General features: G+C 71.1%; 25 protein-coding genes and 1 riboswitch. Of the genes, 8 read left to right on the top strand and 17 right to left on the bottom strand.

Annotation, left to right across the window (positions count from 1 at the left end; genetic code table 11):
• Position 1: 1 nt before the first annotated feature.
• Positions 2 to 931: a LysR substrate-binding domain-containing protein gene (locus ACFWV8_RS19350; RefSeq protein ID WP_384203340.1), complete on the bottom strand. Its 930-nt coding sequence runs from the start codon at positions 929 to 931 to the stop codon at positions 2 to 4.
• A 73-nt stretch (positions 932 to 1,004) separates the two neighbouring features.
• Here ACFWV8_RS19350 and ACFWV8_RS19345 point away from each other — a divergent pair, with 73 nt between their 5' ends.
• Positions 1,005 to 2,093: a DMT family transporter gene (locus ACFWV8_RS19345; RefSeq protein WP_384203337.1), complete on the top strand. Its 1,089-nt coding sequence runs from the start codon at positions 1,005 to 1,007 to the stop codon at positions 2,091 to 2,093.
• Here ACFWV8_RS19345 and ACFWV8_RS19340 read toward each other — a convergent pair.
• Complete coding sequence (locus ACFWV8_RS19340; RefSeq protein ID WP_384203334.1) at positions 2,084 to 3,415, bottom strand: aminotransferase class I/II-fold pyridoxal phosphate-dependent enzyme; 1,332 nt, start codon at positions 3,413 to 3,415, stop codon at positions 2,084 to 2,086. The two genes, ACFWV8_RS19345 and ACFWV8_RS19340, sit on opposite strands and share 10 nt — an antisense overlap.
• A gap of 35 nt (positions 3,416 to 3,450) precedes the next feature.
• Here ACFWV8_RS19340 and ACFWV8_RS19335 point away from each other — a divergent pair, with 35 nt between their 5' ends.
• A complete protein-coding gene (locus ACFWV8_RS19335; protein ID WP_384203331.1) occupies positions 3,451 to 4,131 on the top strand; it encodes a pyridoxamine 5'-phosphate oxidase family protein in 681 nt (226 codons plus the stop codon).
• A gap of 25 nt (positions 4,132 to 4,156) precedes the next feature.
• Here the strand turns inward: ACFWV8_RS19335 and ACFWV8_RS19330 are convergent, their stop codons facing one another.
• From ACFWV8_RS19330 to ACFWV8_RS19320, 3 genes are all read right to left on the bottom strand, one after another.
• Positions 4,157 to 5,170, bottom strand: a complete 1,014-nt coding sequence (locus ACFWV8_RS19330; protein ID WP_384203328.1) for a DMT family transporter — start codon at positions 5,168 to 5,170, stop codon at positions 4,157 to 4,159.
• Between the two features lie 161 nt (positions 5,171 to 5,331).
• Positions 5,332 to 6,360, bottom strand: a complete 1,029-nt coding sequence (locus tag ACFWV8_RS19325) for a DMT family transporter (RefSeq protein WP_384203325.1) — start codon at positions 6,358 to 6,360, stop codon at positions 5,332 to 5,334.
• 84 nt (positions 6,361 to 6,444) lie between these two features.
• Positions 6,445 to 6,996, bottom strand: a complete 552-nt coding sequence (locus ACFWV8_RS19320; RefSeq protein ID WP_384203322.1) for a Clp protease N-terminal domain-containing protein — start codon at positions 6,994 to 6,996, stop codon at positions 6,445 to 6,447.
• 239 nt (positions 6,997 to 7,235) lie between these two features.
• Between ACFWV8_RS19320 and ACFWV8_RS19315 the strand changes: the two genes are divergently transcribed.
• A complete protein-coding gene (locus ACFWV8_RS19315) occupies positions 7,236 to 7,430 on the top strand; it encodes a hypothetical protein (RefSeq protein ID WP_384203320.1) in 195 nt (64 codons plus the stop codon).
• A gap of 101 nt (positions 7,431 to 7,531) precedes the next feature.
• Here ACFWV8_RS19315 and ACFWV8_RS19310 read toward each other — a convergent pair whose 3' ends face one another.
• Entirely contained in the window at positions 7,532 to 8,149 is a 618-nt protein-coding gene (locus ACFWV8_RS19310; protein WP_329390436.1) for a PadR family transcriptional regulator, read from the bottom strand.
• A gap of 171 nt (positions 8,150 to 8,320) precedes the next feature.
• Between ACFWV8_RS19310 and ACFWV8_RS19305 the strand changes: the two genes are divergently transcribed.
• Positions 8,321 to 9,142 carry a PhzF family phenazine biosynthesis protein gene (locus ACFWV8_RS19305; RefSeq protein ID WP_384203317.1) on the top strand — a complete coding sequence of 274 codons (822 nt, stop codon included), beginning with the start codon at positions 8,321 to 8,323 and terminating at the stop codon, positions 9,140 to 9,142.
• A gap of 25 nt (positions 9,143 to 9,167) precedes the next feature.
• On the opposite strand, the gene ACFWV8_RS19300 is transcribed toward ACFWV8_RS19305, so the two are convergent.
• On the bottom strand, positions 9,168 to 9,947 hold the full coding sequence (locus tag ACFWV8_RS19300) for a CPBP family intramembrane glutamic endopeptidase (RefSeq protein ID WP_329390432.1): 780 nt from the start codon (positions 9,945 to 9,947) through the stop codon (positions 9,168 to 9,170).
• 183 nt (positions 9,948 to 10,130) lie between these two features.
• On the opposite strand from ACFWV8_RS19300, the gene ACFWV8_RS19295 reads away from it, so the two are divergent.
• Positions 10,131 to 11,882: a substrate-binding domain-containing protein gene (locus tag ACFWV8_RS19295; protein ID WP_384203314.1), complete on the top strand. Its 1,752-nt coding sequence runs from the start codon at positions 10,131 to 10,133 to the stop codon at positions 11,880 to 11,882.
• 29 nt (positions 11,883 to 11,911) lie between these two features.
• Here ACFWV8_RS19295 and ACFWV8_RS19290 read toward each other — a convergent pair whose 3' ends face one another.
• A complete protein-coding gene (locus ACFWV8_RS19290; RefSeq protein ID WP_384203311.1) occupies positions 11,912 to 13,444 on the bottom strand; it encodes a glutamate--cysteine ligase in 1,533 nt (510 codons plus the stop codon).
• A gap of 502 nt (positions 13,445 to 13,946) precedes the next feature.
• Between ACFWV8_RS19290 and ACFWV8_RS19285 the strand changes: the two genes are divergently transcribed.
• Both ACFWV8_RS19285 and ACFWV8_RS19280 read left to right on the top strand, forming a co-directional pair.
• On the top strand, positions 13,947 to 14,573 hold the full coding sequence (locus ACFWV8_RS19285; protein ID WP_384203308.1) for a hypothetical protein: 627 nt from the start codon (positions 13,947 to 13,949) through the stop codon (positions 14,571 to 14,573).
• A gap of 371 nt (positions 14,574 to 14,944) precedes the next feature.
• Positions 14,945 to 15,151, top strand: a complete 207-nt coding sequence (locus ACFWV8_RS19280; protein WP_329390424.1) for a DUF5999 family protein — start codon at positions 14,945 to 14,947, stop codon at positions 15,149 to 15,151.
• 139 nt (positions 15,152 to 15,290) lie between these two features.
• Here the strand turns inward: ACFWV8_RS19280 and gcvP are convergent, their stop codons facing one another.
• Positions 15,291 to 18,176 (bottom strand): aminomethyl-transferring glycine dehydrogenase, encoded by a 2,886-nt coding sequence (gene gcvP, locus ACFWV8_RS19275; protein WP_384203305.1) that lies wholly within the window; start codon positions 18,174 to 18,176, stop codon positions 15,291 to 15,293.
• Positions 18,177 to 18,354: 178 nt separating this feature from the next.
• Positions 18,355 to 18,452, bottom strand: a riboswitch (glycine riboswitch).
• 112 nt (positions 18,453 to 18,564) lie between these two features.
• Between gcvP and ACFWV8_RS19270 the strand changes: the two genes are divergently transcribed.
• A complete protein-coding gene (locus tag ACFWV8_RS19270; RefSeq protein WP_384203303.1) occupies positions 18,565 to 18,987 on the top strand; it encodes a PRC-barrel domain-containing protein in 423 nt (140 codons plus the stop codon).
• On the opposite strand, the gene ACFWV8_RS19265 is transcribed toward ACFWV8_RS19270, so the two are convergent.
• From ACFWV8_RS19265 to ACFWV8_RS19230, 8 genes are all read right to left on the bottom strand, one after another.
• Positions 18,984 to 20,390, bottom strand: a complete 1,407-nt coding sequence (locus tag ACFWV8_RS19265) for a DNA polymerase IV (protein WP_384203300.1) — start codon at positions 20,388 to 20,390, stop codon at positions 18,984 to 18,986. The genes ACFWV8_RS19270 and ACFWV8_RS19265 overlap by 4 nt on opposite strands.
• A 59-nt stretch (positions 20,391 to 20,449) precedes the next feature.
• Complete coding sequence (locus tag ACFWV8_RS19260; RefSeq protein WP_384203296.1) at positions 20,450 to 21,016, bottom strand: MerR family transcriptional regulator; 567 nt, start codon at positions 21,014 to 21,016, stop codon at positions 20,450 to 20,452.
• A 185-nt stretch (positions 21,017 to 21,201) separates the two neighbouring features.
• The gene (locus ACFWV8_RS19255; protein WP_329390415.1) at positions 21,202 to 21,675 is read right to left on the bottom strand and encodes a bifunctional nuclease family protein; all 474 of its coding nucleotides are present in this window, start codon (positions 21,673 to 21,675) and stop codon (positions 21,202 to 21,204) included.
• A 53-nt stretch (positions 21,676 to 21,728) separates the two neighbouring features.
• Positions 21,729 to 22,481, bottom strand: coding sequence for a MerR family transcriptional regulator (locus ACFWV8_RS19250; RefSeq protein WP_384203293.1), 753 nt, complete (start codon positions 22,479 to 22,481; stop codon positions 21,729 to 21,731).
• Between the two features lie 17 nt (positions 22,482 to 22,498).
• Positions 22,499 to 23,293 (bottom strand): FHA domain-containing protein, encoded by a 795-nt coding sequence (locus ACFWV8_RS19245; RefSeq protein WP_384203290.1) that lies wholly within the window; start codon positions 23,291 to 23,293, stop codon positions 22,499 to 22,501.
• A 193-nt stretch (positions 23,294 to 23,486) separates the two neighbouring features.
• On the bottom strand, positions 23,487 to 24,284 hold the full coding sequence (locus tag ACFWV8_RS19240) for a DUF881 domain-containing protein (RefSeq protein WP_384203287.1): 798 nt from the start codon (positions 24,282 to 24,284) through the stop codon (positions 23,487 to 23,489).
• Positions 24,285 to 24,289: 5 nt separating this feature from the next.
• Entirely contained in the window at positions 24,290 to 24,622 is a 333-nt protein-coding gene (locus ACFWV8_RS19235; protein ID WP_023543062.1) for a small basic family protein, read from the bottom strand.
• On the bottom strand, positions 24,619 to 25,548 hold the full coding sequence (locus ACFWV8_RS19230) for a DUF881 domain-containing protein (RefSeq protein WP_329390407.1): 930 nt from the start codon (positions 25,546 to 25,548) through the stop codon (positions 24,619 to 24,621). Before ACFWV8_RS19230 ends, ACFWV8_RS19235 begins: the two co-directional genes overlap by 4 nt.
• Positions 25,549 to 25,696 lie beyond the last annotated feature (148 nt).

The raw sequence follows: 25,696 nt of genomic DNA, 5'->3' as shown, positions 1-25,696 counted from the left end.
GTCACCGTTCGGCGTCCGTCGTCTCCACGGCCTTCACCACCCGCGCCGCTTCGTCCAGCGCCTCGACCGCCGCCCTGATCGAAGGGCGGCGGTCGGCGTCGGCGCGCCACACCGCGTAGACGTGCCGGAACATCTTCTGCCGTACGGGGACGGCCACCACACCGTCGGGCAGCTGCCCGCGCCCCAGCCGCGGGGCGACGCAGACCCCCAGACCGGCGCCGACCAGCTCCAGTTGGGTGTGCTGCTCACCGGCCATGTGCTCGATGCGCGGCTCGATCCCCTTCGAGCGCAGCGTGAAGACCAGCCACTCGTGGCAGAACTCACCTGACGGCCAGGACACCCACGACTCGTCCGCGAACTCTTCCAGTTCGACCTCCCGCCGGGCCGCCAGCGGATGACCGGCCGGCATCGCCACATCGGCGGCGTCCTCCAGCAGGGAGGCCGTCGCCAGCCCGCCGGGCACCGACAGCCGCTTGTTGTTCCAGTCCAGGACGACGGCGAGATCGAGATCACCCCGCAGGACCTGGCGGATCGCGCCGTCCGGCTCCAACTCCAGCGAGCGCACCCGCAGATCGGGGTGCGCCTTGCGCAGCGAGGCGAGCGCGACGGGGAAGAGACCACGGGCCGCCGTGGGGAACGCCGAGAGCCGTACCTCGCCGACCACCTCGCCCCGCCGCGCCTCGATGTCCGACTGGGCGAGCTCCACCTGGGAGATGATCCGCGCGGCGTGGTCGGCGAGCAGCCGTCCCGCGTCGGTGAGGCGTACGCCGCGCCCGTGCCTGGTCAGCAACTGCTGGCCGACCTCCCGCTCCAGCTTGGCCATCTGCTGGGAGACGGCCGAGGTGGTCACATGGAGGCCGTCGGCGGCGCCGCTCACGGAGCCGTGGCGGGCGAGCGCGTCGAGGATCCGCAGCCTCTCCAGATTCAACATGTAAGCGATACTACGCAAACGGGTCGAGTTATTCTCGCTTGTCCTAAGAGGTCGCGGCCCTCATCGTTGGCGTATGAGCGCAGCGAACCCGCCCGGCGGCGGGCCCACCCGATCCGCCCCGACCAGCCCGGCCACCTCCACTGCTCCGGCAGCCCCGCCTCGCCGCAACGCGATCGACTGGCGTATCCGCTTCGGTGTGCTCTCGCTGATCTGGGGCTTCAGCTTTCTGCTCATCAAGGTGGGCACGGACGGCTACGCGCCGTTTCAGGTGACGTTCGGCAGACTGTTCTTCGGTACGGCGGTCCTGGCCGTCGCGATCGCCGTACGGCGCGAGCGGCTGCCCCGGGGGCTGCGTACGTGGGGCCATCTCACCGTCGCCGCGTTCATCCTCAACGCCGTGCCCTTCTCGCTCTTCTCGTACGCCGAGCTGACCATCCCGTCGACCCTGGCGGGCATCTGCAACGCCACGTCACCGCTGTGGGGCATGCTGCTGTCGCTCGTGGCGCTCTCCGAGGACCGTCCCACCCGGCGCCGGGTCGGCGGCCTGGGCATCGGCTTCATCGGCGTACTGACCGTGCTCGGCGCCTGGCAGGGTTTCTCCGGGCTGGACTTCACCGGTACGGCCATGGCGCTGCTGGCCTCGCTCAGCTACGCCGTCGGCTGGGTCTACGTACGTCGCACCCTGGCGGGCAACAGCAGCTCGCATCTCTCGCTCATCGGCGCCCAGTTGTTCATGGCGACCCTCCAACTGGCCGTGGTCACCCCGCTGTTCACCGATCTGCCGACATCCTTCCCGGTGGTGCCCCTGCTCGCGGTGGTCGCGCTCGGCAGTCTGGGAACGGGTCTGGCCCTGCTGATCCAGTACGGTCTGGTCGCCGAAGTCGGCCCCACGACCGGTCAGATGGTCACGTACTTCGTCCCCGTCATCGCCACCGCGGCAGGTGTCGCGGTCCTCGACGAGCCGCTGCACTGGAACACGCCGGTCGGCGCGGTCATCGTGCTCGTCGGCGCCGCGCTGACCCAGCACAGGGGTGGCGGCTCGCGCACCGCGCGAAAGTCCCTCCCGAAGCGTGAGCCGACTCCTGAGCCGACGCCGACGCCCGCACCGGCACAAGCACCCGCACCCGCGGCCAAAGCCCCGGTCCCCGCCGATCAGCCGTAGCTCCGCGCCGGTGCGGCCCCCGCCGCGCCGGCCACCGCGTCCGCGACCGCCTCGATGTCCTCCCCCGTCAGGCCCGACACCGTCAGCCGTACGCCGGGCCCCGCGGCCAGCCGGAAGCGCGCCCCGGGCGCGACCGCCCAGCCCGCGTGCAGCAGCCGCGCCACCGCACCGGTCTCCTCGGCCACCGGCACCCACACGTTCATCCCGCTCCGCCCGTACGCCTCGACCCCCCGCTCCGCGAGCGCCCGCACCAGGGCGTCCCGCCGCTCGCCGTACGCGCGCGCGACCGTACCGGCGTCGACCGCGTCCGTCGTCCACAGCTCCACGACGGCCCGTTGCAGCAGCCTGCTCACCCAGCCGGGGCCGAGCCGCTGACGGCCCGTCACCCGGTCGACGGTGACGGCGTCCCCGGTCAGCACGGCGAGCCGGAGATCGGGGCCGTACGCCTTCGCCGTCGAGCGGACGAGCGCCCAGCTCTCCGTGACCCCGGCCAGCGGATGGAGCGGCACATCGACGATCCGGTGCCCGTGGTCGTCCTCGATGAGGAGTACGTGGGGGTGCGCCGCCAGCACGGCACGCAGCTCCCGCGCCCGCGCCGCACCCACCACGGCCCCCGTCGGATTCTGCGCCCGGTCGGTGACGACGACCGCCCGCGCCCCGGCCCGCAGCGCCCGCTCCAGCTCGCCCGGCAGCGGACCGTCGTCGTCCAGCGCCATCGGCAGGGGCCGGAGCCCCAGGGCCGGTACGAGGTCGAGCAGGCTGCCCCAGCCCGGGTCCTCGACGGCGACGGCGTCCCCCGGCCGCAGATGCGCGGCAAGGACCCGCTCGATCGCGTCGAGCGAGCCCGAGGTGACGGCGACCGGCCCCTCGGGCACACCGTCCTTGTCCAGTCCGGCACGGGCGAGCCGGGCGAGTTCGGGGAGGACGGCCGCGTCCCCGTACCGCCCCGGCCGCTCCGCCTGGTCCCGCGCCGCCGCCACGAACGCGTCACGCAGCGGCGGCAGCAGAGCGGGATCCGGATTGCCGTCCGACACCTCCCGTACGCCGGCGGGCACATCGACCCGGATCGAGCCGCGCGCCGTGCTCGACGGCCGCGCCCGCACCCGGCTGCCCCTGCGGCCCGCCGTCTCGATGACTCCCCGGTCGCGCAGCGTGCGATACGCGGCGGCCACCGTGTTCGGGTTGACCCCCAGCTCCAGCGCCAACTCCCGCAGGGGAGGCAACGGTTGGCCGGGCGCCAGGTCTCCCGCGCCGATCCCCCGCTCCACGCTCGCGGCGATCTCGGCGGCGCGCCGCCCTTCGATCCGATACTCTCCTAGCACAAAGAAGATTATGCACTAGTACATAGGAGAACGCAATGCCGAAGCCACCCGTCTCCCCCGCCGACGCCTACCGCCCCACCGACCGCACCGTCCCCACCCGGTCCGCCGACCGCGCCTCGTACGACCGCGAACTGGTCCACGGGATACTCGACGAGACCTACCTCTGCCATCTCGGATTCGTCCGCGACGGTGCGCCCGTGGTCCTCCCCACCCTCTACGCCCGGGTCGGCGAACGGCTGTACGTCCACGGGTCGACCGGCTCCCGGCCCCTGCGGATGGCAGGCGACAGGGCGGACCCGGGGCTCGCGGTGTGTCTGACGGTCACCCACGTCGACGGTCTGGTGCTGGCGCGGTCGGCCTTCCACCACTCGATCAACTACCGCTCCGTCGTGGTGCACGGCACCGCGTACCAGGTGACCGACCTCGACGAACGGCGCGCCGCGCTCGACGCCGTGGTCGACCACGTGGTGCCCGGCCGCTCCTACGACTCACGGCCCGCCAACGCGAAGGAGCTGGCGGCCACCGCCGTACTGCGCCTCGATCTCGCCGAGGTCTCCGCCAAGGTCCGCACCGGCGGCCCGAACGACGAGCCCGAGGACCTGTCGCTCCCCCACTGGACCGGCGTGGTACCCGTCGTACGGGGATACGGCGCACCCGTCCCGGCCGACGACCTGGACCCGGCCGTCGGCCTGCCCGACTATCTCTCCGTGCTCTGAACCCGGCGCGAACCGAGCGCCGGAGTCACGCAGGAACGACCGCCTTCCGCCGGTCCGACGCGAGGCGCGCCTCGGCGGCGGCGAGTCCCACGACGGCGGCGAGCAGCAACAGCGTCCCCACCACGGTGGCGACGGTGAGCTGTTCGTCCAGCAGAACGACCGCGATGACCGCCGCGCTCACCGGCTCCAGCAGCATGATCACGGAGACCGTCGCGGCGCGTACGACCGCCGCGCCCGCGAAGTACAGGGCGTACGCGAGAGCGGTGGGTACGGCGGCGACGTACAGCAACAGCCAGAGCACCTGGGCCGGTTCGCTCATGTGCGGCAGCAGTCCTTCGCCCGCCGCGATCGGCAGGACGCACAGCGCCGCGACGGCGAAGGCCCAGGCCGTGGTGGCGAGCGCGTCGGCCTTGCCGCCGTCACGGCCGAGCTTGCGGGTGAGCAGGGTGATCGCGGCGTAACCGGCCGCCGCCAGCAGGGCGTAGGCGATCCCCACGGGACGGACCGTCGCCCCGTCACCGCCGAGCACCAGCACGGCCAGGCCGGCGAGAGCGCCGACGACGGCGAGCAGCCCGCTGCCGCCGAGCCGTTCGCCCATGGTCAGCCGCGCGCCGAGCGCGATGAGCACAGGTCCGGCGCCGAGGGTGACCACGGTGCCGACGGCGAGTCCCGTCTCATCGACGGCGGCGAAGTACGCGCTCTGGAAGACCGCGAGGCCGATGCCGGTACCGAGGATCCGGATCAGCCGGCGGCGGCGCGGCTCGGTCGCGGTCGCGGTCGCGTCCCCCGTCCCGGTCCCGGCCTGCGACGGAAGAGCCGTCGCGACGCGCCTGCGGCGCAGTGCCAGCGCGCCGAGCAGCAGCACGAGCCCGCCGACGCAGCGCCAGAACGAGAGCGAGAGCGGACCGATGTCGCTGATGCGGTAGACGAGGGAGGCGGCGGCGCCGGCGGTCCCCCAGGCGACCCCGGCGACGACGAGATAGAACAGGCTGCGGCCGACCGACGGGCCGGTGGCGGCGGGCGATGCGGAAATCGACACGTGACTTCTCCGTGTACGTAACGGGTTGGTGGTCGCTCACTCCGTCTCGCGGGCAGCGACGAACCGCTCGGGGACTGCCCGAGCCCGGTCTACGTCAGCGGATGGCCGCCCGCGCTCAGGCGGCGGGAGGCGGAAGTACGGTCTGCGGCATGATCGGCAGCCTACGTCGCGGCCCGGCCGGCGGACAACCCGTCCTCCTCGCCGACCACTTCGGACACTCCGGGCGCTTCGCCGACCACTCCGGGGCCCGCGCCCCCTCCCCCGGCCCGCGCCGACGGCGTCGACGTCTGGGCGATGAACGCACCGACGAGCACGACCAGACCGCCCAGGATCTGCGGCGCCGAGAGATGCTCGCCCAGCAGGACCCACGCCAGCACGGTCGCGATGACCGCCTCCAGACAGGCGACGACCCCCGCCACCTGCGGCGAGAGCCTTCGTACGCTGATCACACCGGTGCCGTAGGCGAGCACGGTCGCCACGAGCACGATCCACCCGAGCAGCAGCGGCGCCGCGACCGACGTCCCGTCCATGTCGGCGCTGCCGGACAGCAGCGACCAGTCCATGCCCCAGGGCCGGGCGATGACGGTGAGGACGGCCGTGCCGATGAGCAGCCCGTACGCGATGACACCCAGCGGGTCGACGGCGTCGGCCGGGTCCGCCGCCGGGTCGCCACCCTGGTCGGAGAGGAGGAAGTAGCCGACCTGGCAGCAGGCGGCGCCGAGCGCGAGCAGCAGCCCGAGCACGTCGAAGGAGAGCCCGGCCCATACCTCCACGACGCAGGCGAGTCCGCCCACGGCCAGGACGACACCGACGGCGGCGGCGCGGGTGACGGGCGTACGCCGGACGAAGCGCACCCAGAGCAGCACCAGCGCCGGCGCCAGATACTCGACAAGCAGCGCGACGCCGACGGGGATCCGGGAGAGCGAGGCGAAGTAGAAGGCCTGCACGCCCGCGACGGCGAACATGCCGTAGCCGGCGAGCAACGCGGGCTTGCGGCGGACCAGATCGCGGTGGCGCCAGGCGAGGGGCAGCATCACGAGCGCGGCTCCGGCGACCCGGAGCCAGACCACATGGAGCGGATCGAGCCCCGCCTCGATCAGCGGCTTGGCCGCGACACCTGATCCACCGAACGCGAAGGCCGACAGGAGCGCGAGCCCCAGGCCGACGCTTCTCCCCTGAGACGCGTGCATGGACACATCATGTCAGTCGGCGTCAGGAGCTTCGGCGTTTTCACACCTGTCGAGACAGGTCGTGACTCTCGACCGACGGGGCGGTCACACTCCGTAGGACGCGTCGGCGATACGGCTGGTGAGCGCTCGCGCGTCCACTCCGGCCCGCTCCAGCACCTCGACCGCGCGAGAGGCGGGGTCGGACGCGAGCGCGGTGAGCAGATCGAGACCGCCCGCCCGCCGCTCACCGCGCCGCCGGGCACGTTCGACGGCGCTCTCCATGACGGTGACGGCCGACGGCGACCAGCCGGCGACCGCGGGTGTCGACACGACGGGAACCGCGCCCGAGTCCTCCACCGTGCCCTGCCAGCGCAGCCCGTAGCCGATGCTCCGCTGGACGAGATAGCCGAGGACGCGGGCGACCTGCGGCCCGCCGTCGAACGCCGCGCGCACGTCGGAATCCGATTCGAGGAGCGAGTGGAGGAGGTGGGCGGTGTCGATGTGCCGGTCGCCGTCGCGGTGCGCCCTCCTGCGGGCTCCCGACACGACGGCCGCGAGCTCGGCGGAGAGTCCGGCGTCGATGTCCGCGCGGATCGATACGGCGGAGACAACGGTCGAATCGGACTGTTCGGGCAACCACGGGGTAGGGCTCTGCACTCTCCCACCTCATCAGCCGGCCGGCCGGGAAAACATCCCCGCCGGGGAGCATTCGAGCATCCCACCGAAGGTGGGGACGGGAGTGCGACCTCTCCTCCTTACGAATGAGATCGTGCGCCGACACACGCCCGGGGCGCGCGCCGCCTTGCCTCACGCCTCCCACGCAACCGCCGCACCGGACGGATCGTCTTCTCTGGGCAACGGCAACGATGCCGCGACGACCGCCGGGAGCTGATCCGATGTGCTGGATGGTCGCCCTGCTCGCCGCGGACGGACAGCAGTACGTGTACCGCGTGTACGCGCCCGCCGACGCCCTGCGCGGTGATGTCTTCTGGGCCGCGTTCCACTGCCACGACGAGGGCCCGCACCCCCGTGCGAGCGACCGTTTCGACTCGGCGGAGTTCTGGCAGCTGCTGCCGGTGCCCCGGGTATGAGAAAGGGCCCCGCGACGATCTCGGTGATCGTCACGGGGCCCCCGGGCCGCCGGCCGGATTCATTACGGGATACCCGGCCTCCGCCCTTCGTCCCCCGTCGCTCAGTCCTCGTCGGCGAGGATCAGATAGAGCTTCTTGCGGGCGTCGTTGATGACGGCGAGTGCCTTCTGCCGCTGGTCGGGGGAGCCGGTCTTCCAGACCTGGCCGAACGCCTCCATCAGGCCGAAGCCGGCCTGCCGGATCTCGTTCATCGTCTCCCAGTCGACACCGCGCCCGGCCTCTTCCCAGGGCGCCTCGGGCCCGGACTCGGCCTCGGTGCGACCGGCCTCGGTCAGGGTGAAGAGGTTCTTGCCGCCCTCACTCCGGCTCTCGATGAGGCCTTCGTCCTCCAGGAGCTGGAGGGTCGGGTAGACGGAACCGGGGCTGGGGCGCCAGGCGCCTCCGCTGCGCTCGCCGATCTCCTGGATCATCTCGTAGCCGTGCATCGGCCGGTCCTTCAGCAGCGCCAGGATCGACGCGCGTACATCGCCGCGCCGCGCCCTGCCCCTGCCTCCGCCGCGGCCTCGGCCGCCGCCTCCGAAGGGCCCGCCGAACGGCGGTCCGAAGTTCGGCCCGAACGGCCCGAAGGCCCCGCGCCGCCCCGCGGACTCACCCCGGCCTCGATGGCCGGGCCCGCACTGTCCATGTCCGTGTTCCTGCTCGTGTCCATGTGAACGCATCGCTACGCTCCTTCCATCGATGATCAGTCGCGAATCTATCGCGATGCCTCAACGATATATCGGAACAGTTCGTTTCGCAACAACCGTCGTGCGCGACCGCCCCGGTATCCGGGGCCGGCGGCACGGAATTGGCCTTGGCCTGCGGCTTCGGGTCTCTCCTACGGTCGGGGCATGCGAATCCGAATCGTCGACGCCTTCACCGACCGTCCCTTCGCCGGCAACCCCGCGGGGGTGCTGATCCTGGAGTCCGGCCTGTTCCCCGACGACACCTGGCTCCAGCGGATCGCCACGGAGGTGAACCTCTCGGAGACGGCCTTCGCCCATCCCCTGCCGCCCGGCGGCGAGGCGGACTGGGCGCTGCGCTGGTTCACCCCGGCGACCGAGGTCGACATGTGCGGGCACGCCACACTCGCCACCGCCCATGTCCTGCACACCGACGGGCTCGCGACCGGCCCGATCCGCTTCACGGCGCGCTGCGGCATCCTCGCGGCGACGGCGCACGAGGACGGCGCCCTGACGCTCGACTTCCCGACGTCGTCGCTGACCCCGCTCGCGCCGCCGGACGGCGTCGGGGCGGCCCTGGGCGCCGTGCCGGTCTCGGTGCACGACACCGCGGAGCACATCGGGGACCTGCTGGTGGAACTGGCCGACGAGCGGACCGTACGGGAGCTGACCCCGGACCTCCGGTCGCTCGCGGCCCTCTCGCGGCGCGGCATCATCGTCACCGCGACGGCCGAGGACCCGGAGGGCGGCTACGACTTCGTGTCGCGCGGCTTCTTCCCCGGCGTCGGCATCGACGAGGACCCGGTCACGGGCAGCGCGCACACCGCGCTCGCCCCGTTCTGGTCTGCGCGGCTCGGCCGCACCGAACTGACCGGTCTCCAGGGCTCGGCCCGTACCGGCCTCGTCGCCACGTCACTGCGCGGCGAGCGGACCCTGCTCACGGGCCACGCGGTCACCGTCATCGACGGGGAACTCCTCACGGCCCCCTGACCGCCGCGCCGCCCTCACCGGTCCGTCACGGGGTCGGCAGCCAGCTCACATGACCGGCGAGCAGCGCGTATCCGACGAACGCCACGATGTCGAGCAGCGCGTGGGCCACCACGAGCGGCCCGACCCGGCCCCAGCGGCGGTAGGCCAGGACGAACACCACGCCCATCACCATGTTCCCGATGAAGCCGCCGATGCCCTGGTACAGGTGGTACGACCCGCGCAGCACCGAACTGGCCACCAGGGCGGCCATCGGTGTCCACCCCAACTGCCCGAGTCTGCGCAGGAGATACCCGACGACGATGACCTCTTCGAGTACGGAGTTCTGCACCGCGGACAGGATCAGTACCGGGAACTTCCACCACACGTCGGGCAGCGACTCCGGTACGACGGTGAGGTTGAACCCGGCGGCGCGCGAGCCGATGTAGAAGGCGAGGCCCGCGCTGCCGATGCCCGCGGCGACCAGCGCGCCCCGGCCGAGATCGAACCACGGCCGGCGCCGGTCGAACCCCATGTCGCGCAGTCCGCTGCCCTCTCGGAGCAACAGATGAGCCACCAGTACCACCGGCACCAGTGAGCTGGCGATCCCGAACAATTGCCAGGCGAGATCCAGCCAGGGGCGCCCCGGTGCCTGCGAACCGTTGAGCGTGGCCGCCTGATCGCTCAGTCCGCCGGGCCTGGTGACCGACCCGACAAAGCTGATCAGCGCGGAGACTCCGCTCGCCCCCAGCGAGAGCGCCAGGACGATCAGTACCTCGGACCGCAGCATCCTGCGCGACAGGCCTTCTTGGGGAAGGGAATCGGCCACGCGGCCCGCCTCCGTCTGCACAGTTGCCTCCAGTTGACCAATCGCGCCTCAACCCCCTTCCCGTCCCGCTAGGGTCTCGAATGCGGGTACGAGGACCGCACGCGACAGGCCGGGGGGCTGGCGTCATTCAGCGGGCCGAGCCCCCCATTTTCCTTGTTCAGGTCAAGGAGGGGCACCACCGTCATGGAACGTCACAGCTTGCCCGACGGCGAAACGTCGGACAGCACCAGGGGCCACCGTCCACGCCGTCGCAATGTCCTGATCGCCACAGCGGTCCTGCTGAGCCTCGCCGCGGGGACCGGCATCGCGGCGGCGAGCGGGATCCTGTCCTTCGCCGACGGCTGCGCGGGCTCCCCGGTGCGGATCGATCTGGCGGCCTCGCCGGACATCGCCCCCGCCGTGACGGCCGTCGCCGACAGCGCCCGGCGCGACGACATCACCTCCGACGGCCGCTGCATCGACGTCCGGGTCGACTCCCGCGAGAACCACGAGATCGCCGACGACCTCGCCACCGGCACGGCCGCGGACGACTACGAGGCCTGGCTGCCGGACTCCGACGTCTGGGTCGAGCGCGCGCTGACCGCCGACGCCAACATCGCGCTGACACCCGCGGGCAGCGCGGCCACCACACCGGTGGCCCTGGCCGTGGTCCCCTCCGCCGGCACGAGGCTCGGCTGGCCCGGGAAGACGTACACCTGGGCCGAGTTGACGACCGTCACCACCGGCAAGAACGGGGTGCGGCTCGGCGCGGCCGACCCGGCGCGCAGCGCCACCGGGCTGCTCGCGTTCAGCAGCGTCGTCACGTCCGCGCGCAAGGCGGACCAGGACAGCGGCACCCTGATCGCGGCAACCGCCGAGGCGCTGGCCGCGCGGGTGTCGGACTCCGACGGCCAGGTGATCCCGTCCCTGGCACTGGCGGACGTGGCCAGGGGCAACGAGGCGGTCTTCCTCACCGAGCAGGCCGCGTTCACCCACAACTCCACCGACGGCGGCGTCTCCGACCTCCAGCTGTTCTATCCGACGGACGCGAGCCCGGTCCTGGACTACCCGCTGAACCTCGTCAACGAGCCGGAGCTGACCACGGAAGAGAGCCGCGCCGTGACCCGCTTCATGTCCCTCCTCAACGGGGAGGAGGCACAGCGCACCATGGCGGAGCACGGCTTCCGTACGGCACACTCCGCCGTGGCGGACGACCTGGTCCGGGCGGCGGGCGGGCGCGCGCCCCAGCCGTACGCCCTGTCGGAGGCCCGGCCGCCGACCACCGACCTGGTCCGGGAGACGCTCGGCATGTGGACGGTGATCCTCCAGCACGCCAGGCTGACCGTGGTCGTCGACACCTCGGGCTCGATGGCGCAGCCCGTACTGGGCAGCGGCGGCGAGTCCCGGCTGGAGGTCACGAAGGCCTCGGTGCTCCAGACACTCGCCGGGTTCACGCCGGACGACGAGGTCGGCCTCTGGGATTTCGCCGCCGGTCGCGACGGCGGCAAGGATTTCCGCAAGCTGGCCGAGACCGCGCCGCTGGGCGAGCGCGCCAAGGCCGGCGCCACCCACCGCGACAGCCTCTCGGACGCCGTCACGGCTCTGTCGCCGGTGGGGACGGCATCGGCGACCGGGATGTACGACACGACGCTGGCCGCCTTCAAAGAGGCCCAGTCGTCGTACGTGAGCGGCAAGTGCAACGCGGTCGTCGTCCTCACCGGCGGGACGGACCCGGACGGCGCGGCGCGTACGGCCCTCATGGACGAGCTGCGGAAGCTCGCCGACCCCAGGCGCCCGGTCCCGCTGATCACGATCGCCGTGGGCCCGGACGCGGACCCCGGGGCGCTGGACGAGATCGCGCGGATCACCGGCGGCGCGGGTTACGAGGTGAGTGACCCGGCCGACATCCGGTCGGTGATGACCGAGGCGATCCTGTCGGTGGGGGCAAGGAGGTAGGGCACGTCCGGAGCCGGCCGGGACCCGCGTCAGACGGAGAGGTCCGGCATCCGCGCGGGAGCGGGGAAGCCCACCGGCCAGGTGTGCACCGGCTCCCCCAGGTGCATCAGCTCGGCGTACCGCCGGGTCGTGGCGGCGAGCGCGGCCTCCCTGCGGAGCCCCGCCTCCCGCGCCCGGTGGAAGGTGTCCACCTGCCACGAGGCCCCGTTCACCCGGCTCCGGCAGCGCCCCTCGATCACCCCGAGGTAGAAGTCGCGGTCGGCCGGCTCCACGTTCCACGCGTCGAGTCCGGCGGCAGCGAGCGGCAGCAGTTCGTCGCGTACAAGCCGGACCGCCGACACCTCGGTGACGCCGCCGCTCGCCCGGCCGTTACGGGGCCAGCTGAGCCGGGCGTCGATGCCGTCGCGGCACGCGGTCTCGAAGTTCCGCGCGGCGGTGTCGAACGGCAGCCGGGTCCAGACGGGTCTGGAGTCCTCGGCGAGCGCGCGCACGAGCCCGTAGTAGAAGGCGGCGTTGGCGACGACGTCGGTGACGGTCGGCCCGGCGGGCAGCACGCGATTCTCGACCCGAAGATGGGGCTGTCCGTCGGCGACGTCGTACACGGGTCTGTTCCATCGGTAGACGGTGCCGTTGTGGAGGACCAGCTCCGACAGGCGGGGTGTACCGCCCTCGTCCAGGACCTGGTGCGGATCCTGGTCGTCACTCATCTGCAGAAGTGGCGGGAAATAGCGCAGATTCTCCTCGAAGAGGTCGTACACGGAGTCGATCCAGCGCTCGCCGAACCAGGTCCGGGGCCGTACGCCCTGTGCCTGGAGCTCAGGGGGCCGGGTGTCGGTCGCCTGAAGGAAGAGCGGCGGCCGGGACTCGCGCCACAACTCCTTTCCGAACAGGAAAGGCGCGTTGGCGCCGATGGCGATCTGTACGGCGGCGACGCACTGCGCGGCGTTCCACACATCGGCGAAGCGGTCGGGCGTGACCTGGAGGTGCAACTGCACGGACGTGCAGGCCGCTTCGGGCGCGATCGAGGGAGAACTGCAGGTGAGACGCTCGACACCGTCGATGTCGAGGGCGAAGTCCTCGCCCCGCGCCGCCACCATCCGGTCGTTGAGAAGGGTGTAGCGGTCCGCGTCCGAGAGGTTCGTGGAGACCACGTCGTCGAGGGAGAGCGTCGGCAGAATTCCGATCATCACGATGCCGGCGTCGACCTCATTCGCTTTGCGATGGGCATATCCGAGACCCGTGCGCAGTTCTTCGGCGAGCTGGTCGAGAACGCGTCCGTCAAGTCGGTGCGGGGCGATATTCACTTCCAGGTTGAACATTCCGAGTTCGGTCTGGAAATCGCGGCTCGCGATCCTTTCAAGAACTTCCCCATTCATCATCCGGGGCATCCCGTCGGATCCGGCGAGATTCAGCTCGATCTCCAGACCCATCAGATTCCTGGGCCGGTCGAACCGCTTCTCCCCCAGGAGCCTCCCCAGCACCGCCAGGCACTGCTGGAGCCTCCTGCGGTATTCCTGTCGATCGGACACGCCGGTACCGTCCGATTCGACCTTCTCCCCCATCGGAGGTTCCCTCCTTCGCCTCGGCCGCCCGGCGGCGCCGGGCATCGCTTCACGATCGATAGTGCCCAGACTCAGTGATCCATAACGCTCCGTTTCCGCGGAGCGCCGGGTAAGCTGGACCGATCGGCCTCGGGCACATTCCTTCGGCATGCGGTGGTGAGCGATTTCACTTTCCGCCCGGTGGACGAAAACGCCGACGGGTTTCGGCCTACCGCGCCGGCCCGGATAACCCCAGGCCACGCGCCTCTGTTCACCGTTCATCCGACGGTTCGCCGAAGGCGATTCCGCACAAGATGGACCGGATATCGCCTTGACGCAATAAGGGCGACAGACGGAAGAAACATTCTGTGAACACACATCGTATAAACTCTGTGCGAACGAGGCAGAGAGTTGAAGCCCGGCCATGGCCCGGGGCCATCCTCTGACCACGCACGCCGACAGCGACGTCCGCACCCGCACCTTCGACGCTCCACTGTGCCTACTGAGCGAGAGGCAACCCACCATGCCGCTGCATGTCTCCCCGGCTCCAGCGCCCGCCCTGCGCAGCGTCCTCGCGGCACTCGGTTCTCCCACCGCCGTGCGCGAGGCCCGTACGCCCGCTCTCCGGTCCGTCCAGGGACCGCTGAGCCCCGAACTGCCCCTTCCGGTACACGTACTGGAACAGATCGCCCCGAGCAGCGACGCGCCACAGACCAGGCTGGCCGGCTGGCGTTTCCTGATCCGCAGCGGCGACCGAGCCGTCGCGGCGGCGGACACGATGCTCACCCCGGACGGCTGGGCGTTCTCGCGCTTCTTCGAGGGCCCCTACATCTCCGCCACGGAACGGGCCGTGCGCCAGGCCGAGACGGTGAAGGCGCCGTACCAGCCGCGGCTGCTCTCGGTCCCGGGCCTGTACATGCTCACCCTCTGGCTGCACCAGGACATCGAGGCCGACGCCTCTGTCGGCGCTCCCGCCCCGGCCGACCTGCTGATCCCGCTCGCTCCCGCCCCGCCCGGCATCGTGGCCCACCGGCCGCACCGCGCCGCCGACCTGCTCCCGATGATGGGTCCCCGGCTCACCTCGATGCTCTCCGCGGCCCCGGCGAAGGCGTCCACCGCCGCGTCCGCGCCGCTGCTGACCACCGGCTGAGCGGCACCGGCCGGCCGCCTCCGGACTGCTCGCTCGCGTCCCGGCCGTCTCCCAACCGCCCCGCGCGCCCCTACACTGCCCCGTGGCCCCTCAACGGTCACGGGGCTCTGTGCTGGTTACGGGGCACCGTGCCGCGCCCGTCCGGAGTAGTCCGGACGGGTCACCCCGAACCACCCGAAAGGACAGCCCAGTTGGGCTGAACCGTCCGGGCGGGTGACACGTCCTTAAGCAGAGACAAGCGCTGCCGCGAAATCCCTGCGGATCGACGTCCGTGGGGCAACACTGGGGTACGGACCAAGAGAAACCGGGGGGCGGCCATGACCACGTCGAGCCGCAGGACACACACCACGACGCAGCGAAAGAATCCACTCATGTGCCAGCACCAGCCAGCCTGTCCGACAGCCGACTCAGCCGACCGGGAAGCCGCCCGTCACGCGGCCCACCACCCGGAGCAGGGCTGGAGCCTGCTGTGCAACGGCGTCCTGCTCTTCGAGGACACCGGGGAGCTGCTGCCCGACGGCCAGATCATCGCTCCGCACCGGCCGGCCGGCAGCGAACAGGTCATGACGGCAGCCTGAAGCCGTCCGTAAAAGGGGGCCGGCCCGGAGAGTTCACTCCGAACCGGCCCCGACGCATGTGCTTGACGCGTGCGCCGCGGGCGACCCGCGTACGCCTTCCGTCCGCGCACAGCACGGCCCGACGGCCGTGCGCCGTCCGTCAGTTGTCGTACTCGTCCAGCGGCGGGCACGAACACACGAGATTGCGGTCACCGAACGCACCGTCGATCCGGCGGACCGGTGGCCAGTACTTGTCGGCCGCCGAGACCCCGGCCGGGAAGACCGCCTCCTGACGGCTGTACGCGTGCTCCCACTCCCCGCCCAGCGCGGCTGCCGTGTGCGGGGCGTTGCGCAGCGGGTTGTCGTCCGTCGGCCACTGGCCCGACGCGACCTTCTCGATCTCGGCGCGGATCGCGATCATCGTCTCGCAGAACCGGTCGAGTTCGGCCAGGTCCTCACTCTCGGTGGGCTCGATCATCAGCGTGCCGGCCACCGGGAACGACATCGTGGGCGCGTGGAACCCGTAGTCGATGAGCCGCTTGGCGATGTCGTCGACGCTGACGCCGGTCGACTTCGACAGCGGACGCAAGTCCACGATGCACTCGTGCGCCACCAGTCCGTGCGGACCCGTGTAGAGAACCGGGAAGTGCGGCTCAAGCCGCTTGGCGATGTAGTTCGCGGCCAGTACGGCGACCTGCGTGGCGCGCTTGAGGCCCTCACCGCCCATCAGCCGGACATAGGCCCAGGAGATCGGCAGTATCCCCGCCGAGCCCCAGGGGGCCGCCGAGATCGGCCCGACGCCCGTCTCGGGGCCCGCGGCGGGCTGGAGCGGGTGGTTGGGCAGGTACGGGGCGAGGTGGGCGCGTACGCCGACCGGGCCGACGCCGGGGCCGCCGCCGCCGTGCGGGATGCAGAAGGTCTTGTGCAGGTTCAGGTGCGACACGTCCGAGCCGAACCGGCCCGGCTTCGCCAGCCCCACCAGCGCGTTGAGGTTCGCGCCGTCGACGTACACCTGACCGCCCGCGTCGTGCACGGCCGCGCAGACGTCGCTGATGTGCTCCTCGAACACACCGTGCGTGGACGGGTAGGTGACCATCAGGACGGCCAGTTCGTCGCCGTGGCGCTCGATTTTGGCGTGCAGGTCGTCGACGTCGACGTCACCGTCATCGCGGGTCTTCACGACGACGACCTTCATCCCGGCCATGACCGCGCTCGCGGCGTTCGTGCCGTGCGCGGAGGACGGGATGAGGCAGACGGTACGGCCGGTGTCGCCGTTCGCGCGGTGGTACGCCCGTACGGCCAGCAGCCCGGCGAGTTCGCCCTGGGAGCCGGCGTTGGGCTGGAGGGACACCGCGTCGTAGCCGGTGACCTCCGCCAGGCGCTCCTCCAGCTCACGGATCAGCGTGAGATAGCCCTGCGCCTGCCCGGCGGGCGCGAAGGGGTGCAGTGCGGCGAACTCCGGCCAGGTCACCGGCTCCATCTCGGTGGTGGCGTTGAGCTTCATGGTGCAGGAGCCGAGGGGGATCATGCCGCGGTCCAGCGCGTAGTCACGGTCGGCGAGCCTGCGCAGGTAGCGCAGCATCGCGGTCTCCGAGCGGTGCTGGTGGAAAACCGGGTGCGTGAGGTACTCGTCGGTGCGCACCAGGGTCTCCGGCAGCGCGTCGGCGGACGCGGCGTCCAGGGCCTCGATGTCGCCGGTGACGCCGAAGGCGGCCCATACTGCGGCGAGTTGGGCGCGCCCGGTCGTCTCGTCGCAGGCCAGTGAGACATGGTCGGCGTCGACGGGGTGGAGGTTGACCCCGCCCTCGCGGGCGGCGGCCACGACCTCGGCGGCGCGGCCCGGGACCCGTACGGTCAGCGTGTCGAAGTACGCCTCGTGCACGATCTCGACCCCGCCCGCGCGCAGGCCGCCGGCGAGGACTGTCGCGTAGCGGTGGGTGCGTTCGGCGATGGCGCGCAGCCCGTCGGGGCCGTGGTAGACCGCGTACATCCCGGCCATCACGGCCAGCAGCACCTGCGCGGTGCAGATGTTGCTGGTGGCCTTCTCGCGCCGGATGTGCTGCTCGCGGGTCTGGAGCGCCAGCCGGTACGCCTTGTTCCCGTCGGCGTCCACGGAGACCCCGACAAGCCGTCCGGGCAGGTTGCGGGCGAACTTCTCGCGTACGGCCATGTATCCGGCGTGCGGTCCGCCGAAGCCCATGGGGACGCCGAACCGCTGGGTGGTGCCGACGGCGATGTCCGCGCCGAGTTCACCGGGCGAGGTGAGCAGCGTGAGGGCCAGCAGGTCGGCGGCGACGGTGACGACGGCGCCCAGTTCGTGCGCCTGCTCGATGACGGGCTTGATGTCCCGTACGGCGCCCGAGGCGCCCGGGTACTGCACGAGCACGCCGAAGACCCCGCGCTCGGCGGCCTCGGCGGGAATGCCGTCGGCCAGGTCGGCGACGAGGACGTCGACGCCCGCGGGTTCGGCCCGGGTGCGGATCACCGCGACGGTCTGCGGCAGGGCGTCGGCGTCGACCAGGAAGACGCCGTCCTTCACCTTGCCGACGCGCCGGGCGAGCGCCATGGCCTCGGCGGCGGCCGTGCCCTCGTCCAGCAGGGAGGCGCCGGAGGTCGGCAGGCCGGTCAGATCGGCCACCATGGTCTGGAAGTTGAGCAGCGCCTCCAGACGGCCCTGCGAGATCTCGGGCTGGTACGGCGTGTACGCGGTGTACCAGGCGGGATTCTCCATCACGTTGCGGAGGATCACCGGCGGCGTGAACGTGCCGTAGTAGCCGAGACCGATCATCGGCGCGAGGACCTGATTGCGGTCCGCGAGGGACCGCAGCTCGGCGAGGACCTCGGCCTCGGTCCGCGCGGCGGGCAGCCGCAGGGCCTCGGCGCTCTTGATCACGTCGGGCACCGCGGCGGCGGTCAGCTCGTCCAGCGAGCCGTAACCGACCTGCGCGAGCATCTTGGCCTGCGCGGCGGTGTCGGGGCCGACATGGCGCTGCTCGAAGGGGATTCCCCGCTCCAGCTGCGAGAGCGGCGTGCGATGAGATGTCATACGGGAGGCCTCCTGGTCTGGCGCGACCTGCGAGGGGCACCGATACACAGGTGCCCGGACGGCCTCCCCCTCTGTCACATCAACCTGAGAGTTTCACCGGACCGCCGCGAGGCGGGCCGATTTTCACCGTCGGTGAGAGCGGATGCCGTCCGACACCTGCCCTGCTTTCCAGAGTGACCTCGTCCATGCGGTACGGGGGCCTGAGAGTTTCCGGGGAGGATTTGCTCCTTCGGCGCCTCCGGCAGTCTCACCGGACGGCTCTCCCGCATGGGGTCTACAGCCACTGGCCAGCCTACCAGCGAGTTCCCGCCAGGGCCTTCGAGTGGCCGATACCCCGAATGTGCCCTTTCGTAGAGCGAGGGAGCATTTGCGACCAGTTGGAGGGACCGTGCAGACCGACATCGATCCGCGCAGCCTGATCGGCCGCAAGGCGTACGACCGCGACGGGCACAAGATCGGCACCGTCGACGAGGTGTATCTGGACGATGCCACCGGTGTGCCGGAGTGGGCGGCGGTACGGACCGGACTGTTCAGCCGGGACGCGTTCGTGCCCCTGGCCCCCAGCACCTACCGCGACGAGTCCCTGCACGTCCCCTACGAACGCGGGCTGATCAAGGACGCCCCGGACTTCGGGGTCGGCCGCCATCTCTCCCCCGACCAGGAGATCCAGCTCTACCACCATTACGAACTGGCCCTGCCGGAACCCGCGGCCCCGGAACGCCCGGCCGCCGACCGGGACTTCGGCCATGTGGCGGGCCGCGACACCGCCGCCCGCCCCGGCGAACGGGAGCGGGACCGGCCGCAGCGCTAAGGCTTCTCCGGCGGGTGCGCGACCAGGGGCAGCGGCTCGGAGAGCGCCAGGTCGGGATCGTCCGTACGGAACGTCCGCACCCGCCCGGGAACGGCCGACGTGGGCTCCTCGAACCGTACGGTGACCCGCCCCACCCCGCTCCCCTGCACCCACCCCGCGCCGAACTCGGCATGACGCACGTCGTGCCCCGCCGGCCAGTGCCGCTCGGTGACGGCCACCGCGATCGCGTCCGCGTCCGCCCCGGGCGGCAGCGACAGCGGCGGCCCGGAGCCGGGCTCGTCCGCCACCGTCCCCGCGTCCGGCTCAGCCTCTGTCGCAGGCTCCGCCTCCGCCGCGGCCTGCGCGAACAGGTCCTCCTGCGTGTAGTCGGTCAGCCCCGTCACGCCCACCCCCAGCAGCCGCACCCCGCCGGTGGTGTCCAGGGACTCCAGCAGCCTCCCCGCCGCCTCACGCACCACCACCGGGTCGTCCGTGGGCCCGCGGAGCGTCTCGGAGCGGGTGAGCGTCGAGAAGTCGTACCGCCGCACCTTGAGGACGATCGTCCGCCCCGAGTGCCCGGACTCCCGCAGCCGCCGCACACACCGCTCCGCCAGCCGGTCCACCTCCGTCCTGACCCGCACCCGGTCGTGCAGATCGACGTCGAAGGTGTCCTCGACGGACACGGACTTGGTCTCACGCTCGGCCACCACCGGCCGGTCGTCGTGCCCGGACGCCATCCGGTACAGCGACGTGCCGTGAGCCTTCCCCACGAGCCGTACGAGCTCGTCCTCCCCGGCCTCCGTCAGATCGGCGATGGTCAGCATTCCGGCCCGGCGCAGATGCTCGCCGGTCGCCGGCCCGACCCCGGGCAGCGTCCGTACGGTCATCGGCCCCAGCAGCTCGCGCTCCGTGCCCGGCTCGATGAGCACCAGACCGTCGGGCTTGGCCTGCTCGGAGGCGATCTTCGCCAGCATCTTGGACCCGGCGAGCCCGGCCGAACCCGTCAGACCGGTCACCGCCCTGATGTCCCGCCGCAGCCGCTCGCCCGTCGCACGCGCCGACGGCGAGTCGGACGCCGACCCGCCCGCCTCCAGATCGACGAACGCCTCGTCCAGACTCAGCGGCTCCACCAGCGGTGACAGCCGGCCGAGCAGCTCCATGACCTGCTCGCTGACCGTGCGGTAGAGGGCGAAGCGCGGCACCAGATACGCCGCGTTCGGCGCGAGCCGTCTGGCCTGGGCCATCGGCATGGCCGAGTGGATCCCGAACCGCCGCGCCTCGTACGACGCCGTGGAGACCACCCCGCGCGGACCGAGACCCCCGACGACCACCGGTTTTCCGCGCAGGCTCGGCTTCGCCGCCTGCTCGGCGGCGGCGAAGAAGGCATCCATGTCCAGATGCAGGATGGTCGGTGCGGATCTCACCCCACCGATGCTCCCTTACCCCACTGACAATCGCCCCGGGGCCGACACGGCCCCGGGAGTCAGACGGCCCGGTCGCGGCGCCTGCGGGCGAGTTCGTCGGCGGGATTGTGCCCGATCAGGGTCTCGCCGGTGTCCACGCGCTCGCCGTGCAGCTGCGACAGCGCCGCTTCGACGTCCCGCCACACCACCCCGACGGCGATCCCGAAGATGCCCTGCCCGCCCTGGAGAAGGCCGACGACCTCGTCCGGCGACGAGCACTCGTACACCGTCGAGCCGTCGCTCATGAGCGTCATGCGCTCCAGGTCCCGCGCCTGGCGCCCGCGTAGATGCTGGACGGCCGTCCGGATGTTCTGGAGGGCGACACCCGTGTCCAGGAAGCGCTTGACGATCTTCAGGAAGACGACGTCGCGCAGGCTGTAGAGCCGCTGGGTGCCCGATCCCCTGGCGGGGCGCACACTCGGCTCGACAAGCCCGGTGCGCGCCCAGTAGTCCAGCTGGCGGTAGGTGATGCCCGCCGCCGCGCACGCTGTCGGTCCCCGGTAGCCGACCGTGTCGGTCGTCGGGTCGGACGTACTGCCGTGAAGCGGGTACGGGTCGTTAGCCGTACCGTCGCCGCTGCTGCTCACACCGACCTCCGTCCTTGACCTGCCCCGTCGACGGTAGGCAGTGCCCCCGGGTGCGTCAACGATCGCCACGCTGGGCACGCCGAGTGATAATCACCCTGAGAGTGGTTTGCCGTGCCCCGTCACCGGGAAAGGCTGGCCGAATGCGCGGACGGAGTCCGGTATGACGGTCCTGGACCGTTCAGCGCTCACTGGCTGTTTGTCCCGAAATCCTCCGGAGAGATCTGGTCGAGGAATTCACGGAACTTCTCCACCTCGTCCTCCTGCTCGTCAGGGATCGCGATACCCGCGTCGTCCAGCACCCCGTCGCTGCCGAAGATGGGCGTGCCGGTGCGCAGGGCCAGCGCTATGGCGTCGGACGGCCTGGCGCTCACCTCGACACCGCTCGCGAAGACCAGCTCCGCGTAGAAGACTCCTTCGCGCAGGTCGGTGATGCGCACCTGCGTGAGTTCCTGGCCCACTGCCTCCAGCACGTCCTTGAAGAGGTCATGAGTCAGTGGTCGGGCCGGTGCCATGCCCTGCTGGGCAAAGGCAATAGCGGTAGCTTCCCCAGGCCCGATCCAGATGGGAAGGTACCGGTCGCCTCCCACTTCACGCAGGAGCACGATCGGTTGGTTGGAGGGCATTTCCACCCGGACACCCACGACGTCGAGCTCGTTCACACAGCAACCCTAGGACGTGCCCGGTCGGTTTGGGTAGTCGGACTCCCCCAAGATCAGGTAAGCCGGACTCCGAGAGCCGTCTGTACCAGTGCCGCGTGCAGCCGTACAGACAGCGCCGCCAGCTCCCTCGTGGCGGCCTCCGCATGGGCCCTGGTCTGCGGATTCCGGTGCCGGCGCAGGGGTGCGACGACCTGCTCGACGAGGCCCGCCTCACGGTCGGCGGCGGCTTTCACTGCTCGGAGATGCCGTGGTTCCAGACCGAATCTTCCGAGCTCCGCGACAAGTTTCGCCACGGTCACGGTCTCGGAGTCGTACCCGCCGTCCGCCATCGGGGCGACGAGGCCGTACGCCTCCCACTCGTCCAGCTCGCTCTCGGCCGCCTCCGTGGCCGCCAGCAGCTCGGCGCGGCCGATCTTCGGTGCGGTGGGCGGCGCGGGCTCCGCGTCCCACGTGGAGCCGAGGAGCTCCCGCTGAGGGCCCTGGGAGGCCTGTACGGGCAGTGGGAGCCGTTCACCTCGCGCGACGGCGTCGAGGTGCTCCCTGATGACCTTCAGGGGCAGATAGTGGTCCCGCTGCATACGCAGGACCTGGGCGAGGCGCTCGACGTCCTCGGGGCTGAACTTCCGATACCCGGAGGGGGTCCGCCGGGGCTCGACGAGGCCCTCGGACTCCAGGAACCGGATTTTGGAGATGGTCACCTCGGGGAACTCGTCCCTGAGCTGGTTCAGCACCATGCCGATGCTGACCAGTGGTTCACCCGTGGGGGCGGTGCCGTGGCCGGCACCGCCCGTCGGTGGTCGCAGCATGGACCTTCCCTGAGGGGTCACACGCCCCGCTGGCTCGCGTAGAAGACCAGCCGGTACTTGCCGATCTGGACCTCGTCCCCGTTGGACACCGCGACCGAGTCGATCCGCTCCCGGTTGACGTACGTACCGTTGAGACTGCCGACGTCGGAGACCGTGAAGTGGCCCTCCGGGCTCCTGCGGAACTCGACGTGCCGCCGGGACACGGTGACGTCGTCGAGGAAGATGTCGCTCTGCGGGTGCCTTCCGGCCGTCGTCAGATCGCCGTCCAGCAGGAACCGGCTGCCCGAGTTCGGACCGCGACGTACGACCAGCAGCGCGGAGCCGATGGGCAGCGCGTCCACCGCGGCCTGTGCCTCCGGCGAGAGCGAGGGAACGGCCGTCTGACCGGTCGCCTCCGCCTCGTACGCCTCAAGGCCCGAGATCGAGATGGTGGAGGTCGTCTCCGAGGGGCGCTCCGCGGGGGCCCCCGCCCTCAGCGGCGCACCACAGTTGGAGCAGAAACGGCTGTCCTGCGTGTTGCGGTGCCCGCACCTCGTGCAAACCATGGACGGACCCTCCTGACCGGGGGGAAACCCTCCACCCGTACTTGAGGTTGATGGTCCACCGAAACCTATGCCGCCAGAACTCGCGGGGTCAACAGACGACGCGCTGTGACCGCCCGCATCGCCCCCTCCGGGGCCGCCGACCTCGTCACGGAAGAGCGGACGCTCGCCGCCCTGCTCCTCTTCCTGGCCATGGCGCGGTGCGCGATGGCGGGCGTTACCGCCGTCCTCGCGTGCACTCCTGCCGAACAACTTCCCAAACAACTTCACGGGCGATTCCCCTTGACCTGAACAGACCCGCCCGTGGGGCAGGACGAACCCTGAATGAACACACCTGCCGACTCGGACATCTTCACAACGTCCGTAACCATCAGACAGTTTCCACCACGCACCATGCGGAATGTGCGCCGACCCCCCGGAACCTTCTGCCCTGGTCCCCGGGTCCGCATGCGCCCCCGCCCCACTACGACGACGACCGAGCGTAGTCAGGCCGCCGAGCCGGTCGCAAGGCGTCCACGACGATCTCGTCCGACGCCGCCACTGTGGCCGTGGCCTGCTCTCTTTCCAATGTCTGCACCACACCTCCGGGGATGTTGAGCGCGGGTTCCAGATCCTGCGGCTTGCCGATCACCCTGAAACGGTACGGCGCACTGATCTGCTTCCCGTCCACCTCGATGTCACCGTCGCTACCGGAGAAATATGTCGCGGCGACGACCCGGACCCCGTTCACCTGGATCGCCTCGGCCCCGGCCGCCCGCAGCTCCTGGATCGCGTCGAGCAGCATGTCGGAGTCGACGGAGCCGCCGTCGTCCCGGACGGTCAGCGTGATCCCGGGGCCCCGGGCGGCGACCGTACCGGCCAGGATGCCGAGCTGCTGCGCCTTCTCCCGCGTCTGCTTACGCGCCTCCTCGGCCTGGTCGGAGCTGGTCTCCAGCTCCGTCTGCTGGTCGTCCAGACGCTGCTTCTCGTCCTCCAGCCGCTGGGTACGGCCGTCGAGCTCGTCCAGGATCCGTACGAGGTCCTCCTGGCGCGCACCGCGCAGGGCACTGTCGTCGTTGGTCGAGCGGACCTGAATGGCCAGCCCCAGCCCCAGCACGAACAGCAGTACGGCGACGATGAGTTGGGCCCGGGTGACGCGCGGGGGCCAGAGGCCGGCCGCCAGCCGCTGACGGCCCGTCATCTGCCGCCGCGCCTCGGGGGGCTGTGGTGGCTGCTGTGGCTGCGACGGCTGCTCGTCCCGCGGGGGCTCTTCGCTGTTCATCGGCCTCACGCCCGGAACACGTGCCGGCGGATCGCGGCAGCGTTGGAGAAGATCCGGATACCGAACACGACGACCACACCGGTGGACAACTGCGCGCCCACGCCGAGCTTGTCACCGAGGAACACGATGAGCGCGGCCACCACCACGTTCGACAGGAACGACACCACGAACACCTTGTCGACGAAGATCCCGTCGAGCATGGCCCGCAGCCCCCCGAAGACCGCGTCGAGAGCGGCGACGACGGCGATCGGCAGATAGGGCTCGACCACCGCCGGCACCTCGGGTCGAACCAACAGTCCGACCACGACTCCCACGACGAGGCCAAGTACCGCGATCACGATGTGCCCTTCCCTGTTTCTGCCGTGGCCTCTCCGTCGCCCTTCCCCGGGTCGGCGGCCTTCGGCTCTGCTGTACGTACGATCAGGCTCGGCGCGGCAGGAAGACGTACCGTCTCCTGGGCGGAAATGCTGGTGCGGACACCGAAGTTCTCCTGCAACGAGTGCAGGTACTGGCCGTCGGCACTGTCCTGGAACGCGGTGCTCAGGTTGTTCCCGTCCCCCACGGCCAGCACCGTGTACGGCGGCACCAGCGGCTTGTTGTCGACCAGTATGGCCTCACCGGCGGCCCTGATCGCCGAAAGGGCCGTCAGACGCTGGCCGTTGATGGACACCGCCTCGGCCCCCGACTCCCAGAGGCCGTTGACGATCTGCTGCATGTCCCGGTCCCTGACCCGCCCCGTGTCCGAGAAGTTGCTGCTCTCCCGGGGCCCGCCCGCGCTCTCACCGGCGGACTTGGCGTCGTCGACGACGAGCTTCACACCCGGCCCCTCGACCTCGGTGGAGCCCGACAACAGGGCCACGAGTTCGCCCTGTTCGCCGCCGTGTTCCCGCAGCGCCTCACGCTGCCGGACACCCACCTCGTCACGGAGCTTGTCCACCGTGCGTTCGAGGGCGTCCGCGGAGGACGTCTCCGCGTCGATCCGCTCGATGAGCTCCTCGCGCTCCTTGGCGACGACCGGGGCGTCGATCCGCGCCTCGGCGGCGCCCACGGTGACGACCAGCGCGGCCAGTACGAGCCCCGCCGCCAGACCGAGCTTCGCCCGGAGCGTACGGGGCATTCCCCCGTCCTCGGCGTCCCTGCGAGCCGCCGCCTCGGCGTAACCGTCGTCCAGGCTGTGGTCCATCACATTGTTCAGCAGCGACATGGACGCGTCAGGACGCGGGGGTGGCGAGGGTGTGCTCCGAATGGGGGGGTGCTGCGGCATGCCGCACATCGTCGCACGGCACGGTCACTACCGCCGAATGGCCCCACCAGTGTGGCGGGGGGCGGCGGGCCGCCCCCCCGCCGCGCCCCCCCCCCTCATGCACAACCGACGCGGGTGGCAGGGCGGGGGAGAAAAACAAGAAAAGGGC

The sequence above is a fragment of the Streptomyces sp. NPDC058665 genome (assembly GCF_042714995.1).
In the GTDB taxonomy this organism is placed as follows: domain Bacteria; phylum Actinomycetota; class Actinomycetes; order Streptomycetales; family Streptomycetaceae; genus Streptomyces.
Note: the sequence above shows the minus strand (reverse complement) of the source record. Positions and strands in the feature narration are given on the sequence as shown.